Origin of the sequence: Bosea sp. Tri-49, assembly GCF_003952665.1 — a bacterium.
Classification (GTDB): Bacteria; Pseudomonadota; Alphaproteobacteria; order Rhizobiales; family Beijerinckiaceae; genus Allobosea.
In genome coordinates, this window is sequence record NZ_CP017946.1 from 4757717 (window position 1) to 4771163 (window position 13447).

Here is a 13447-nt window from a genome sequence, read left to right on the forward strand (position 1 = left end):
TCAGACTGTCCGCGTCACCTTGGAGAGGTGGGGCGGACGGTCGGGATCGAGGCCGCGGCTCTCTGCCAGCGCCGCAACCGCGCCATAGAAGGCGCGAACCTGCGCCAGCGGCAGCAAAGCCGCTGGCAGGTCTGGTGGCAGCGGCAGGCTCTCTTCTGGGTTGGCCCTGCGGCCGGCATAGCGCAGATCGGCGCCGAGGCCCGTGAAGGCGGTGGCGGCGTCGCAGACGCTTTCGCTGCCCTCGTCCCCCGGATCGAGCGCCAGCGCCGGAAAGCCGGGCTCGACCAGCGCCAGCGGACCGTGCAGAACCTCAGCGGCGCTGAAGGCCTCGGCGTGGATGCGGCAGGTCTCCTTGAACTTGAGGGCGATCTCCTGGGCGATGCCGAAGGAGAGGCCCCGGCCGATCAGATAGAGGCTGCGGGCCTCGCGCCAGGACAACAGAGCCGGTTTCCAGTCGCAGTGCCCGGCGGCGTCGAGCGCCTCGGGCGCCTGTGTAAGCGCGGCGCGCAGGGCGTCGTCCCGCGCCCATTCCGCTGTGAGGTGCAGGAAAGCAAGGCAGGTCGCGAGGAAGCTCTTGGTCGCGGCGACGCTGCGTTCGGGCCCTGCTCGCAGCGGCACCAGCATGTCGACCATGCCGGCGAGGGGCGAGGTCTCGTCGTTGACGAAGCCGACAACGAGTGCACCGGCGCGCTTAGCCGCCTCGGTCAGCAGCAGCGCATCGGGACTGCGGCCGGATTGCGAGACAGCGATGAACAGAGCACGGGAGAGGTCGAGCTCGCCGCCATAGACCGAGGCGAGGCTCGGCCCCAACGAAGCGACGGGCAGGCCGAGCGCGCGCTCGATCAGGTATTTGCCATAGCTCGCTGCATGGTCTGAGGAACCGCGTGCACAGGTCGCGACGAAAGCCGGCCGCTTGATGCGCAGGCGCTGGACGAGATCGGCGACGATCGCGCCGTTCTCCATGAATTGGCGGCGCGCGACAGCGGCGGCTTCCGCCGCCTCGCAAGTGAGCAGGGCTTCAGCCATGGCGGCGCAAGGGCCCTTCGAGCAATTGGTCGGCGATGAGAGCGACCTGGCGCGGGTCCAGCTTGCGGCCGGCGCCGCCGACACTCTGGACGGAGAGCGTACCACAGGCGATGCCTTCGGCGAGGGCGCGTTCGGGCATCCTCCCGGCGAGCCATGCGGCGAGGAAGCCGGCGTTGAAGGCGTCACCTGCGCCGGTGGTGTCGAGCACGGCCTGGCACGGCGCGGCGGGAAGCGTAAGGCACTCATTGCCCTGGTAGAGGCGAGCGCCGGCGCCACCATCCTTGATCGCCACCAGCGAAAAATGCCGGGCGAGCCGCCGGCCTGCTTCGTCTAGATCGTTACAGGCCGCGATCGCGCGGGCTTCGGATGCATTCGGCAGGAAGATATCGACGCCGGTGCAGCGCTCGACGAGGTCGGGCGAGCGGATCAGCGTGTCGTCCCAGCTCGGATCGAGCGAGACGGTGAGGCCATGATGCCGGGCGTCGGTCACCAGAGGCGGGATCTCGGCCAGCGTCGCGAATTCGGCGATATGGAGGTGGCAGGCGCGGACATCGCCGAGTGCGGTGGGAAGCGTCGCGGGACGAGCGGAGCCGGCGCGCCTGGAGAGGAAGGCGCGCTCGCCATCCTGCACCATGGCGACGGTGAGCTGCGGGCCGGCATCGGCGGCACGCTCCAGAAAGGCGAGATCGACGCCACTGCCTTCGAGCGCGGGCAGGAGCGATTGCGAGAATGGGTCTTCGCCAAGGCGCGCCAGCAAAGCGGCAGCGCGGCCGAGCCCGACGAGATGTGCGGCGGTGATGAAGCCGCCGCCGCCCGGTACGATCGCAATGTCGTCGGCGAAGCGCTCCTCGCCGAGGCGCGGCATCGCGTCGAGCCCGCGGAATACAAGATCGCAATAGAGCCGGCCGGTGCTCAGGACGAGGCCGTCCGGCCGAGATAGCCGGGACGTCACAAGGCGCGCTCGCTCTTGGCGTCGAACAGGCGCAGCGCCGAAGCCGGGGCGCCGAGCCTGACGGCGCTGCCGACGGCGGGCGGGTTCTTGGCCGAAGCCGAGGCGAGCAGCAGCCCGCCTTCAGCCTCGACATGGACGAAGGTCTCCGGGCCGAGCGGCTCGACGACCGCGACCGTGCCGGACAGGACGAGGTCGGCACCTTCGCCTTGCTCCAGCACGCGCAGTTCCTGCGGCCGGACGCCGACGAGGACATCGGTCGGGAGCGCTGCAGGCCAGGCGAGCGGTGTTTCGCCGAGCTGCAGCACGCTGCGGCCAGCCTCCGCGGTCGCCTTTGCGGGAACGACGTTCATTGTCGGCGAACCGATGAAGCGGGCGGTGAAGACGTCGGCCGGCTTCTCGTAAAGCTCCATTGGCGCGCCGACCTGGAGGATATGGCCATCGCGCATCACCACGATCCGGTCGGCCAGCGTCATCGCTTCGACCTGGTCATGGGTGACGAAGACGATGGTGGTGCCGAGCCGCTGGTGCAGGCGCTTGATCTCGAGCCGCATCTGCGCGCGCAATTGCGCGTCGAGATTGGAGAGCGGTTCATCGAACAGGAAGACGGCAGGGTCGCGCACCATGGCGCGCCCGATCGCGACGCGCTGGCGCTGGCCGCCGGAAAGCGCGGACGGGCGGCGTTCCAGCAGCGGCGTCAGGCCGAGCACCTCGCCGACCTCCTCGACGCGCTTGCGCTTGGCGGCCTTGTCGAGCCCCGAGGTGTAGAGTCCGAAGGCGATGTTCTCGGCGACGCTCATATGCGGGTAGATCGCGTAGTTCTGGAACACCATGGCGATGTTCCGCTCTTTCGGCTCGAGCCGGTTCACGACCTGGCCGCCGATCGAGATCGTGCCGTCGTTGATGTCCTCGAGCCCGGCGATCATGCGCAAGGTCGTCGACTTGCCGCAGCCGGAGGGGCCGACGAAGACGACGAACTCGCCGTCCTCGATCGTCAAGTCGATGCCGTGCACGACCTGCGTCGCGCCATAGCGCTTGACCAGTTTGTCGATCGCGATCCCGGCCATCAGGCGGCTCCTGCAAGGGCGGTGAAGGCGGCGTCGAGTTCGTTGCGTGCAGCCTGCTCGCGCTTGGCAATGGCTGCGGCGGTATCTTCGGTCGCGGCGAGTTCGGCCCGGTAGCCGGCCAGCGCCTCGCCGAGTGCCTTGGGACCCGGTCCGCCGAAGCGCTCGCGCAGGGCGACGAAGTTCTCGGGCGAGACCGCAGTGGCGAAGTCGTCGCGCGTCAGGGCCGGTTCACGGCCGGCAACGTGGCGGAAGGCCTCGGCGAAGGGCTCATAGCCATCGCGCGGCAGGTCGCCATCGCGAGCGACGACAGCGCGCGCCACGGACGAAGCGACCTCGTGGGCGGCGCGGAAGGAGAGGTTTTCCTTGCGCACCAGGGTGTCGGCGAGCTCGGTGATGGTGATGCAGGAGCGTCGGATGGTCTCGGCGACGCGGCGGCCGTCGACCGACAGCGCCGGCAGCAGTGCTGCCAGCAGGTCGAGCACGCGTCCGCCGCTCTCGAAGCTCTGGTAGCCGGCTTCCTGGGTCTCGCCCTCGCTGTCGTTCATGTCGGTGAACGGCGTGTTGTGGACGACGTCGCGCACGAGCCGGGCGCGGCTCACCGTTTGCGAGGCGAGGTGGCGCAGATGCTCGATCGGCACCGGATTGCGCTTCTGCGGCATGATCGAGGAGATCTGCACGAAGGCATTCGGCACGTAGATCTGGCCGACCTCGAAGGCAGTCCAGAACTGCAGGTCCTGGATCAGCCGTCCGAGATGCAGGAAGACCAGCTCGACCGCGCTGAACACGCCGGTGACGTAGTCGACGGCGGCGATGCAGCCATAGGAATTCTGCAAGGGCGCCTTGAAGCCGAGCAGATGCGCGGTGCGGTGGCGGTCGAGCGGGAAGCCCGAGGTGGTGATCGCGGCGGCGCCGAGCGGGCAGAGATCGAGAAGCTCGCGCGCCTGCACCAGGCGCTGGTGGTCGCGCAGCATCACCTCGATCGCGGCCGAAAGGTAATGGCCGAGCGTCGAGGGCTGAGCCGGCTGGCCATGGGTATAAGCGACGATCAATGTCGCCTTCTCGCGCTCTGCCAGCGTCAGCGCGGCTCCGATCAGGGCGCGCAGCTGGCCAGCGAGCTTGTCGAGCCTGGGCTTCAACGCCAGCTTGAACAGGGTGTGCTCGATATCGTTGCGCGAGCGGCCAGTGTGCAGGCGACCGTTGTCATCAGCTTTCAGGCGCTTGCGCAGCTCTGCCTCGACCAGGAAGAAATAATCCTCAACCTCGCCGGTATAGGTCAGCGCCGCCGGGTCGATCTCGCGCTCGATCTCGATCAGGGCGCGGGCGATCTCGGCAGCTGTGCCGCGCGGGAGGATGCCTGTTTCGGCGAGCATGACGAGATGGGCGCGATCGACGGCGCGGAAACCCTCGATATGATGCGTTTTCACCGCGTCGAAGAGCGGGCGCAGCACCGTCTCCTTGTAGACCGGATCGGGAAAGACGGAGCTGTCGCTGGTGCGCGGATCGGTATGGGCGGTCATCGCAACTATCCCTTGAGCCCGGCGAGCACGACGCCGCGGACGATGTAGCGCTGGAGCAGCAGGAAGACGGCGAGCGTCGGGATCGTCGCCAGCGCCGCGCCGGTCATGATCAGCTCCCACTGGATCTGCGATTCGACCGCGAAGGAGGCGAGCCCGACCGGGAGCGTGTAGAGTTCCTTGCTCGTCGTCACGATCAGCGGCCAGATGAAGGCCGTCCAGTTGCTGAGGAAAGTGAAGATCGCCAGCGCCGACAGCGCCGGCGTCACCAGCGGCAGGGCGATGCGCCAGAAGATCGCGAACTCGTTGAGGCCGTCGACGCGCGCCGCCTCGAGGAAGTCGTTCGGCACCGTCTCGAAGAACTGCTTCATCAGGAAGGTGCCGAAGGCCGTCATCATGCCCGGGAACATGATGCCCCAGTAGCTGTCGAGCCAGCCGAAGTTCTTGGCCATGACGTACCAGGGGATGACCAGCATCTCGGTCGGGATCATCAGCGTCGAGAGGATCGCCAGGAAGACGAGATAGCGGCCGCGGAACTGGAACTTCGCCAGGGTGTAGCCGACGAGGCTGTCAAAGAAGACATTCGACAAGGTGACGATGGTCGCGATCGCCAGCGAGTTCCAGAACCAGCGCAGGAAGCGCCCGTCCGAGAGCACTGTCTTGTAGTTGTCGAGGGTGGGCGCCGCCGGGATCAGCCGGAGATCGTAGATATCGGCCGAATCCTTCAGCGAGGTCGAGAACATGAAGAGCAGCGGCGTCAGCATCAGGAGGCCGCCGGCCAGCAGTAGCAGCCAGACGAGGACGCGGCCGGGCGCGAAGCGCTGCATGAGAGAGGAGCCGGTCATCAGCGATCCCTCAGCAGGCGCAGCTGCAGCAGCGAGACGCAGAGCAGGACGAGGAAGAGCACGACGGTCTGTGCCGCCGCATAGCCCATGTCGAAGGACGAGAAGGCGGTCTGATAGATCATCAGCACCAGCGGCTTGGTCGCGTTGAGCGGGCCGCCGGGATCGCCGCTGGTCATATTGTAGACCTGGTCGAAGATGCGCAGGAAGCCGATCGAGGAGAAGACGACCAGGAAGATGATCGTCGGCTTGAGCAAGGGCAGCGTGATCTTGCGCAGGATGGCGAAGTCGGAGACGCCGTCGATCCGCGCCGCCTCGTAATAGGTCGTCGGGATGGCGCGCAGGCCGGCGAGGAAGATCACGACCTGGAAGCCGAGGCCGGCCCAGATCGCGGGAGCCAGCACGGCCGGCAGCGCCTGTGTCGTCGAGCGCAGGAAGGGCTGCTGGGAGAAGCCGAGGGAGGAGATGACGTCGTTAATCAGGCCGATCGGCACGGGCTGGTAAAACCAGCGCCAGACCCAGGCCATCGCCGTCGCCGTGGTCAGGAACGGCAGGAAATACAGCGCCCGGATGAAGCCGTGCATGAAGCGGACGCGGTCGAGATGGTAGGCGATGGTAAAGGCGAGGACGAGGCTGAGCGGCGTGCCGATGATGAGATAGAGGAAGGTGTTGCGGAACACCTGCCAGAACACCGGATCGGCCATCAGTCGCTTGAAGTTCGCCAGCCCGACGAAGGACGGCGAATTCATCAGGTTCCAGTTCGTGGTCGAGATCACGAAAGCCTCGACCGTCGGGTAGAAGCGGATCAGCCCATAGAACAGGATCGGCACGGCAAGGAAGCCCCAGGCCCAGACCACCTGCTTCTGCTGCAAGGTGAGGCCCTGCCAGAGGCGCCCGCTGGAGCGGGCGACTTCGGTATTGGCGGTCATGGCGTGTCCTGCCGTGTCGGGGTGGCTTCAGGCAGCCGCGATCACTTCTTGTAGAAGCGGTCGAGTATCGCCTGCTCGGCCTTGGCCGCTTCGGCGAGCGAGGCCTTGGCGTCCTGGTTCTGGATGAAGACCCGGTTGGCCATGTCGAGCCCGACCTGGCGCTGGGCCAGTTCGTCGACGAAGACTGTCGCCTGCGAATAGTTCAGCGCCTTGAGGAAGGGGCCGTAGATGGGGTGCGCGAGGTTCTTCTCGGTTTCGGCCGCCGCCTTGCGGGCGGGGAGCTCGCCGACCATGTCGAGCCAGACCTGCATGGCCTCCGGCGAGGTCGTGAAGGCCATGAACTTCTTGGCGGCTTCGAGCTTGGCGCCGGTCGGCTTGGCTGTGATGGCGTTGACCCAGTAGCTGGCGAAGTTCGAGCGCTTGCCGTCGGCGCTCGCCGGCAGCTCGGCGACGCCCCATTCGAAGTTCTTGATACCGCCGAAGGCGCCGAGGCGGAACGAGCCGTCGACCGTCATCGCGGCGCGGCCGGCGCGGAAGGCCGCCTGACCCTCGTCCATGAAGCCGGCCTGGCCGACCTTATGGACGCGTTGCAGGTCGGCATACCAGTTCAGTGCCTTGGCACCGGCCTCGCTGTCATAGGCGACGGTCTTGTTGTCGTCGGAATAGGGCTTGCCACCCATCTGACGCAGCAGCACCTCGCGCCACCAGTGCAGGTCCTGGCCCGGCATGTCGATCACGGCGCCGGCCGAGAGCATGTTGCCAGCGGCATCGCGCTTCACCGTCTTCTTGGCGGCTTCGAGATATTCGTCGAGCGTCTGCGGTGGCTTGTTCGGGTCGAGCCCGGCCTCCTGGAACAGCTTCTTGTTGTAGAACAGCGCCAGCGTGCGGACCGCGGTCGGCAGGCCGTAATACTCGCCGTCGCGCTTCATCGTCTGGACGATCGGGTAGAATTCCTTCTCGATCACATCGTGCGGGAAGGCGTCGCGCGGCAGCGGCTGGATGAACTTGGCGCCGACGAAATTGTCGAGCCAGCCATAATAGAGCTGGACCACGTCCGGGCCCTGGCCGGCCGGCACGGCGGCGGCGATCTTGGTCTGGTAGTCGGCATAGGGGAAGGTCGTGTGCTTGACCTTGATGCCGGGATTGGCGGCCTCGAAGCGTTTGATCAGCTCGTTCATCGCCTTGATGCGGGCGTCGAACACATATTGCCAGTACTCAATCTCGACCGCCTGGGCGCGGGCGCCAGCAATGGCGCCGACCGACATCAACACACCCAGAACCAGTCCACGAAAGCCGCGCATGGGTCTTCCTCCCCGTCTCGTTGCGACGTCCGATCGCATGCTCGCTCCCGGCTGCCGGACGTTCGGCAGGCATGCTTTCCCGCAGCTCGTCCTCTGTCAATAGATTAATTCACTTGAGTTTGATTAATGACCGTCGCAGCTTGTGCGCACAGGACGGGCCGACCCACGATGCCGCACCGCAAACCTCCAGCCGCGCAGAGCGTCGCCCTCGGCGCCAATCCCGAACGGGCGCGCCACCATAACCGGCGCGTCGTGCTCGAGACGCTGCGCCAGCATGGCCGGCTCGGCCGCTCCGACATCGCCAATCTGACGCGGCTGACGGCACAGGCGGTCTCGAACATCGTCGCCGAATTGCTGGAAGAGGGCTTTCTGGTTGAGCTCGGCCGCCGGCGCACGGCGCGTGGCCAGCCCCCGGTCGAGTTCGCGCTCAATGCCGATGGCGGCGTGAGCGCCGGCATGGAAATCGCTGCCGACCACATTACGACCGTGCTGGTCGATCTCACCGGCGAGATCAGGGCGCAGCGCGTCGTGCCTTTGCCGGATATCTCGGTCGAAGCGGTGCAGGCTCTGGCGGCGGCAGAGCTCAAGCGGGCGCGGGCGACGAGAGGCCTGCCGGAGCGCCTGCTCGGCTGCGGCGTGGTGATGCCCGGCCCGTTCGATTTCGAAGGGACGATCACCGTCGGCTCGACGGCGCTGCCTGGCTGGACGGGACGCGACGTCACCGCGCTGATGAGCGCCGCGCTGGCGACCTCCGTGACGGTCGAGAACGATGCGACGGCAGCGGCCGTCGGCGAGCATCTCTATGGCATTGGCCGGAACCTCCGGCATTTCTGCCTGGTCTATTTCGGGCTCGGGCTCGGCCTTGGGCTGATGCTCGGTGGCGAGCCTTATCGCGGCGCCTTCGGTAATGCTGGCGAGCTCGGCCATGTCCCGGTGGTGCCGCAGGGGCTGCCCTGCATCTGCGGCCGGCAGGGCTGCCTTGAAAGCTATGTCTCGCCTTCGGCCTTGCAGGGCACGCTGCGGCAGGCGGGGATCACCCAGGTCGATGCGGCCAGCGTCGCCGGGCTTCACGCCGAAGGGCATCCGGCCGTGCTGGGGTGGATCGCTCAGGCCGGACCACTGCTCGCACCGGTGCTCGCCATGCTGGAGAATCTGTTCGACCCGGAGACGATCATCCTTGGAGGTGGGCTGCCGGACAGCGTCATCGATGCCCTGATCGCCGCAGTCGAGCCGTTGCCCCTGTCTGTCGCCCGCCGCGATGGCCGAGCCACGCCCCGCCTCCAACGCGGCACGACCGGACAGCTCACGGCGGCGCTCGGGGCTGCGGCGCTGCCCCTGCTCGATGCGATCGCGCCGCGGCTGGTGCGTAATGCCGCCATGGCCGAGCCAGCCCCGCCTGCCGCACCAAATAGCGCTGCCGCGTCATAGGCGGCCGACCGCGATGCCGCAGACGTGACGAACCGCAAGCTGCGCCGGTCCGGTTTTTCCGCTAACGCTCAATCAGGCGAGTCGTTCGCCCGGTGCCGATCGAACCGTCGCGCCTCTCGGGGATTGATCTTGGCAAGGCTCTTGCTAACGAGCCGGGGCGAACGATTGGAGATGCCGGCTCGATGCTAGAGTTCGAAGGGCGCGGTCTGCGCCGGATCCGGGCGCTGCGCCCACCGCAGATGTCGAGCTGGACGCGCGAGGCCGTCGGACAGCAGGCGCTTGCAAGTGCACCACCGGCGGCGGAATTGCGGGTTGCCTCCTACAACATCCACAAGGCCGTGGGGCGCGATCGCCGTTTCGATCCGGACCGGATCATCGAGGTGCTCAGGCAGATCGACGCCGATGTCGTCGCGCTGCAGGAGGCCGACCAGCGCTTCGGAGAGCGCTCCGGGCTGCTCGACCTTGTCCGCCTCGAACGTCGCACCGGGCTGAAGCCGGTGCCGGTGCAGAGCGCCTGGCAGGGCCATGGCTGGCACGGCAATGTCGTGCTCTTCCGTGATGGGGCGGTCACCGCGACTCGGCAGCTTGTCCTGCCCGGCGTCGAGCCGCGTGGCGCGCTGATCGCCGATCTGACCATCTCCCGCGCGCCGATCCGCGTGGTCGCCGCCCATCTCGGGCTCCTGCGCCATTCGCGCTCGCGTCAGGTCGAGACCTTGATCGCCGCTTCCAAGCCGACGGACGGCCGGCCGATCTTCCTGATGGGCGACCTGAATGAATGGCGGGTCGGCAAGAAGTCGACGCTGCACGGCCTCGCGCCGAAATTCGGGCCGCTGCAGGCTGCGATCCCGAGCTTCCCCTCGCGTTTCCCGATCTGGGCGCTCGATCGTATCGTCGCCTACCCGGCCGAGACCATCACCCAGGTTGAACTCCACGACACCGCATTGTCGCGGCTGGCCTCCGACCACTTGCCGATCAAGGCGGTGGTGCATCTGCCGGGCGAGGAGCGCCAGGCGCATTAGAGCAATCTGTCGGCTGAGGGCGGGCGGGCTACTATTCAGCTTGACGGTTTTAAATAGGAATCCTATTCAATAGGCATGTCGTTCTTCGATGCCAGCTCCGAACCCCTGCCGCGCCGTCTCCGGGATGGGCTGGAGCGGCTGGCGAGCGTGCTGAAGGCTGATCAGTGGTCGGCGGCCAATGCGGCCGGGCTCAACCCGACCCAGGCCCATGTCCTCTCATTTCTGGCCGGTCGCGGTGAAGCGGGAATGCGCGTCCGGGCGATCGCCGAGCATCTCGGGGTGACGCAACCGACCGCGACGGATTCGATTGCGGCGCTGGAGCGCAAGCGGCTGGTCACCAAGGGGCCGGATGCCAGCGATGCGCGTGCCGTCGCGGTACGGGTCACCGAGGCGGGACGCGATGCGGTCAAGGCGATCGGGCTTTCCACCATGGCGACCGATACAGCATTGGCTGGCCTGTCCGCCGCCGAGCAGGCCGATCTGCTCCTGCTCGTCGTCAAGCTGATCCGCTCGCTGCAGATTGCAGGCGCCCTGCCGGAGCAGCGGACGTGTGTGACCTGCCGCCATTTCCGGCCGAACGCCCATCCCGGCATTGATACGCCGCATCATTGCGCCTTCGTGAACGCCGCTTTCGGGACCCGGCATCTCCGGCTCGATTGCGGCGAGCATGAAACCGCGGAGCCGTCCGCCCAGGCTGCCACCTGGCGGGCTTTCACAACGGCTTCCGCACCCCTCCAGACGAACCGCTAGGAAGGACCAAACACCATGAAGAGATTTGGGCTGCGGGGCATCGGCCTCGCCGCAACGGCCGCGCTGTGCCTTATCGGCGCTGCCGGGGCACATGAGATCAAGAGCGCCGGCAATCAGGCCGTGCAGGCCTCGTTCGACATCGTCGAGACTGCGATCACCACCGATCACGGCCATGCAATCTTCCGCAGCCGCCTGCGTGGCGATGCCGGCGCCGCCAAGCCCGCCGCGACCGGCAAGTTCGCCGGCTCCGAGGTCTATGCCTATGTCTGGCCGACCTCGCTCGACAGCGCCGAGGTCGGCTTCGACAAGGGCCAGGGCATCGTCGCGCTCGCCGTCACCTTCCACCCCGATTTCGACGATGGCGCCAAGGGTGCCAGGAATCGCGACGTCTGGCACCCGCACTGGGTCGTGCTAGCCGAGGACAAGGCCTGCGGTGGCGGGCTGAAGGTGCGCGATATTCCCGATGGGGCAAAGCCGCGTGTGCCCGAGACCTGGCCCGGCGTGCCGCTCCTGATCGACAGCCCGGCCTACAAGACCGCGCTTTCCGGCAGCACGGTCGAGGTCCATGTCCCGCTCGACAAGCTCGGCGCGCTGAAGGGCGCCTCCTTCGACGGCGTCACCGCGGGCCTGCGCGTCAACGCCAACCTGCATGCGCCGTTGCTCTGCGTCGCCAATGTCTTCAAGGTCGCCTCGGGCAATCTCAGCCTGCCCGGCAAGGTCACGCCGGCGAAGTAGGCGCAAACAGTAGGCGGCGCGCCGACTGCCATCGCCGCGCCGCCCGGATTTCCCCCTCCAGACGATAGAGAAGGAGTGGCAAACCTCGCACAGAACGCCCCGGTCGATCCAGCAGGATGGCGCAGCGGGACCGACGCGCGGCGCGGAGCCGCTCCGCATCACCGGGCGATGACCTTTCCGAACATGCGTGCCACGATGCCGGTCGCCTTCATCCTCAACCGAGACCGCCATGCCTGCTGCTTCGTCGCAACGCGCCTATCGCACCCAGAACTGGAGCTTGACCAAGCCTTCGGCGCGCGGACGCAATGGCATCGTCGTCTCGCAAAACCATGAGGCGGCGGCGGCCGGGGTGGCGATCCTCGAAGCCGGTGGCAATGCGGCTGATGCCGCGGTCGCGGCGGCCTTTGCGCTGGCTGCGGTCGAGCCCTGGAACAGCGGGCTCGGTGGTATCGGCTTCGGCGTCGTGCTCAAGGCCGGCGAGAGCCGGGCACAGGTCGTCGATTTCGGCCCAGTCGCGCCACGCCGCGCCGATCCGGCCGATTATCCGCTGACCGGCGAGATGAAGCTCGACCTGTTCGCTTGGCCGGGCGTGGTCGACGATCGCAACATCCACGGCCCGCTCTCCTTCTGCATCCCGTCCTCGGTCGCCGGCTACGCGAAACTGAAGGAGAGTTTCGGGACGAGTATGCCGGTCTCCGAACTGCTCGCGCCTGCGATCGCATTGGCCCGGCGCGGGCTGGCGCAGGACTGGTACACGACGCTGAAGATCGCTTCCTCGGCTTCGGTGCTCAGGCTCTATGAAGAGAGTGCCCGCATCTACCTGCCGGACGGCCTGCCGCCGGTGCCGCCCTATCAGGGCGTGCCGGGTTTCAGGAAGCTTGGCAATCTCGACGCGACGCTGGAGCATCTCGCCAGGGCTGGGCTCGACGATTTCTACCGCGGCGAGCTGGCAGCGCGGCTGGCTGCCGACATCGCCGCTGCCGGTGGCGTGGTCGATGCGCAAGATTTGGCCGGCTGTCATGCGACCGTGCGCGAGGCGCCGGTGATCGACTGGCGCGGCACGCACCGGATCCACACGGCCGGTGGTTTGACTGCGGCGCCGACTCTGCAGGCGGTGGTCGAGGGGATGGCCGCGAGCCCGCCGCCGGAGGGCGGGCCGGACTCGGCCTGGTTTGCGAGGCTCTCGCAGGTGATGCGCGAAGCTTATGCCAGCCGGCTCGAAGGGCTCGGCGCGGCGCAGATGGCGAAGGAGTCGGCCGAGACCTGCACCACGCATCTCACCGTCGTCGACGGCGAGGGCACGATCGTCGCGCTGACCACGACCCTGCTCTCCTCGATGGGCAGCCGTCTAGTCCTACCGGAGACCGGCGTGCTGATGAACAACGGCATGATGTGGTTCGACCCGCGCCCGGGCAGCGCCAATGCGATCGCACCCGGCGCCCGCCCGCTCTGCAACATGTGCCCGGTGGTGGTGACGCCGGCCGATGGCGGCTTTCCGCGCCATGGCGCAGGCGCCTCGGGCGGACGGCGGATCCTCGCCAGCGTCTACCAGATGCTGGCCTTTACCCTCGACAGCGGCATGAGCCTGGAGGATGCCGCGCACCAGCCGCGCATCGATGTCTCCGGCCCCGACGGCACCAGCGCCGATGCGCGCCTGCCTGTTGGCACGCTCGATGCGCTGGCGGCGGCCGGCCCGCTGACGGTGGTCGAGCACGGCGTGCTGCCGCTCAACTTCGCCTGCCCGAACATCGTGCGGACCGGACAGGACGGACAGGAGGGCATCAGCGACGCCGCCTCGCCTTGGTCGGCTGCGGTGGCGGCGGCTTAGCACTCGTCATGCTCGGGCTTGGCCCGAGCATCTCTGAAACCGGTGTCTTCTCGTCACGA

The 13447-nt window shown here is 67.5% G+C and carries 12 protein-coding genes; 5 read left to right on the forward strand and 7 right to left on the reverse strand.

What is annotated here, in order from left to right; translation table 11 throughout:
- From BLM15_RS23040 to BLM15_RS23070, 7 genes are read right to left on the reverse strand one after another with little or no spacing between them, the layout of a single operon-like run.
- Entirely contained in the window at positions 1-1026 is a 1026-nt protein-coding gene (locus tag BLM15_RS23040; protein WP_126114947.1) for an SIS domain-containing protein, read from the reverse strand.
- Positions 1019-1978, reverse strand: a complete 960-nt coding sequence (locus BLM15_RS23045; RefSeq protein ID WP_236846385.1) for a carbohydrate kinase family protein — start codon at positions 1976-1978, stop codon at positions 1019-1021. The genes BLM15_RS23040 and BLM15_RS23045 overlap by 8 nt, the downstream gene beginning before the upstream one ends.
- On the reverse strand, positions 1975-3042 hold the full coding sequence (locus tag BLM15_RS23050) for an ABC transporter ATP-binding protein (RefSeq protein ID WP_126114948.1): 1068 nt from the start codon (positions 3040-3042) through the stop codon (positions 1975-1977). The genes BLM15_RS23045 and BLM15_RS23050 overlap by 4 nt, the downstream gene beginning before the upstream one ends.
- The gene (locus BLM15_RS23055) at positions 3042-4559 is read right to left on the reverse strand and encodes an argininosuccinate lyase (protein ID WP_126114949.1); all 1518 of its coding nucleotides are present in this window, start codon (positions 4557-4559) and stop codon (positions 3042-3044) included. Before BLM15_RS23055 ends, BLM15_RS23050 begins: the two co-directional genes overlap by 1 nt.
- Before the next feature lie 5 nt (positions 4560-4564).
- Positions 4565-5401, reverse strand: coding sequence for a carbohydrate ABC transporter permease (locus tag BLM15_RS23060; protein WP_126114950.1), 837 nt, complete (start codon positions 5399-5401; stop codon positions 4565-4567).
- The gene (locus BLM15_RS23065; RefSeq protein ID WP_126114951.1) at positions 5401-6327 is read right to left on the reverse strand and encodes a carbohydrate ABC transporter permease; all 927 of its coding nucleotides are present in this window, start codon (positions 6325-6327) and stop codon (positions 5401-5403) included. The genes BLM15_RS23060 and BLM15_RS23065 overlap by 1 nt, the downstream gene beginning before the upstream one ends.
- Positions 6328-6368: 41 nt before the next feature.
- Entirely contained in the window at positions 6369-7628 is a 1260-nt protein-coding gene (locus BLM15_RS23070; protein WP_126114952.1) for an extracellular solute-binding protein, read from the reverse strand.
- 168 nt (positions 7629-7796) lie between these two features.
- Here BLM15_RS23070 and BLM15_RS23075 point away from each other — a divergent pair, with 168 nt between their 5' ends.
- The 5 genes from BLM15_RS23075 to BLM15_RS23095 all read left to right on the forward strand — a co-directional run bounded on the left by BLM15_RS23075 (position 7797) and on the right by BLM15_RS23095 (position 13388).
- Positions 7797-9056, forward strand: coding sequence for an ROK family transcriptional regulator (locus BLM15_RS23075; RefSeq protein WP_126114953.1), 1260 nt, complete (start codon positions 7797-7799; stop codon positions 9054-9056).
- 182 nt (positions 9057-9238) lie between these two features.
- Positions 9239-10075: an endonuclease/exonuclease/phosphatase family protein gene (locus BLM15_RS23080; protein ID WP_236846387.1), complete on the forward strand. Its 837-nt coding sequence runs from the start codon at positions 9239-9241 to the stop codon at positions 10073-10075.
- A 75-nt stretch (positions 10076-10150) separates the two neighbouring features.
- Positions 10151-10825 (forward strand): MarR family winged helix-turn-helix transcriptional regulator, encoded by a 675-nt coding sequence (locus tag BLM15_RS23085; protein WP_126114954.1) that lies wholly within the window; start codon positions 10151-10153, stop codon positions 10823-10825.
- 15 nt (positions 10826-10840) lie between these two features.
- Positions 10841-11560, forward strand: coding sequence for a hypothetical protein (locus tag BLM15_RS23090; RefSeq protein WP_126114955.1), 720 nt, complete (start codon positions 10841-10843; stop codon positions 11558-11560).
- Positions 11561-11789: 229 nt separating this feature from the next.
- Positions 11790-13388, forward strand: coding sequence for a gamma-glutamyltransferase (locus tag BLM15_RS23095; RefSeq protein WP_126114956.1), 1599 nt, complete (start codon positions 11790-11792; stop codon positions 13386-13388).
- The last annotated feature ends 59 nt before the right edge of the window (positions 13389-13447 follow it).

Bases quoted from the DNA above. Each gene is read 5' to 3' on its own strand.
- BLM15_RS23085 (WP_126114954.1), top strand. From the start codon at position 10,151: ATGTCGTTCTTCGATGCCAGCTCCGAACCCCTGCCGCGCCGTCTCCGG.
- BLM15_RS23080 (WP_236846387.1), top strand. From the start codon at position 9,239: ATGCTAGAGTTCGAAGGGCGCGGTCTGCGCCGGATCCGGGCGCTGCGC.
- BLM15_RS23070 (WP_126114952.1), bottom strand. From the start codon at position 7,628: ATGCGCGGCTTTCGTGGACTGGTTCTGGGTGTGTTGATGTCGGTCGGC.
- BLM15_RS23065 (WP_126114951.1), bottom strand. From the start codon at position 6,327: ATGACCGCCAATACCGAAGTCGCCCGCTCCAGCGGGCGCCTCTGGCAG.
- BLM15_RS23090 (WP_126114955.1), top strand. From the start codon at position 10,841: ATGAAGAGATTTGGGCTGCGGGGCATCGGCCTCGCCGCAACGGCCGCG.
- BLM15_RS23060 (WP_126114950.1), bottom strand. From the start codon at position 5,401: ATGACCGGCTCCTCTCTCATGCAGCGCTTCGCGCCCGGCCGCGTCCTC.
- BLM15_RS23055 (WP_126114949.1), bottom strand. From the start codon at position 4,559: ATGACCGCCCATACCGATCCGCGCACCAGCGACAGCTCCGTCTTTCCC.
- BLM15_RS23075 (WP_126114953.1), top strand. From the start codon at position 7,797: ATGCCGCACCGCAAACCTCCAGCCGCGCAGAGCGTCGCCCTCGGCGCC.
- BLM15_RS23040 (WP_126114947.1), bottom strand. From the start codon at position 1,026: ATGGCTGAAGCCCTGCTCACTTGCGAGGCGGCGGAAGCCGCCGCTGTC.
- BLM15_RS23050 (WP_126114948.1), bottom strand. From the start codon at position 3,042: ATGGCCGGGATCGCGATCGACAAACTGGTCAAGCGCTATGGCGCGACG.
- BLM15_RS23095 (WP_126114956.1), top strand. From the start codon at position 11,790: ATGCCTGCTGCTTCGTCGCAACGCGCCTATCGCACCCAGAACTGGAGC.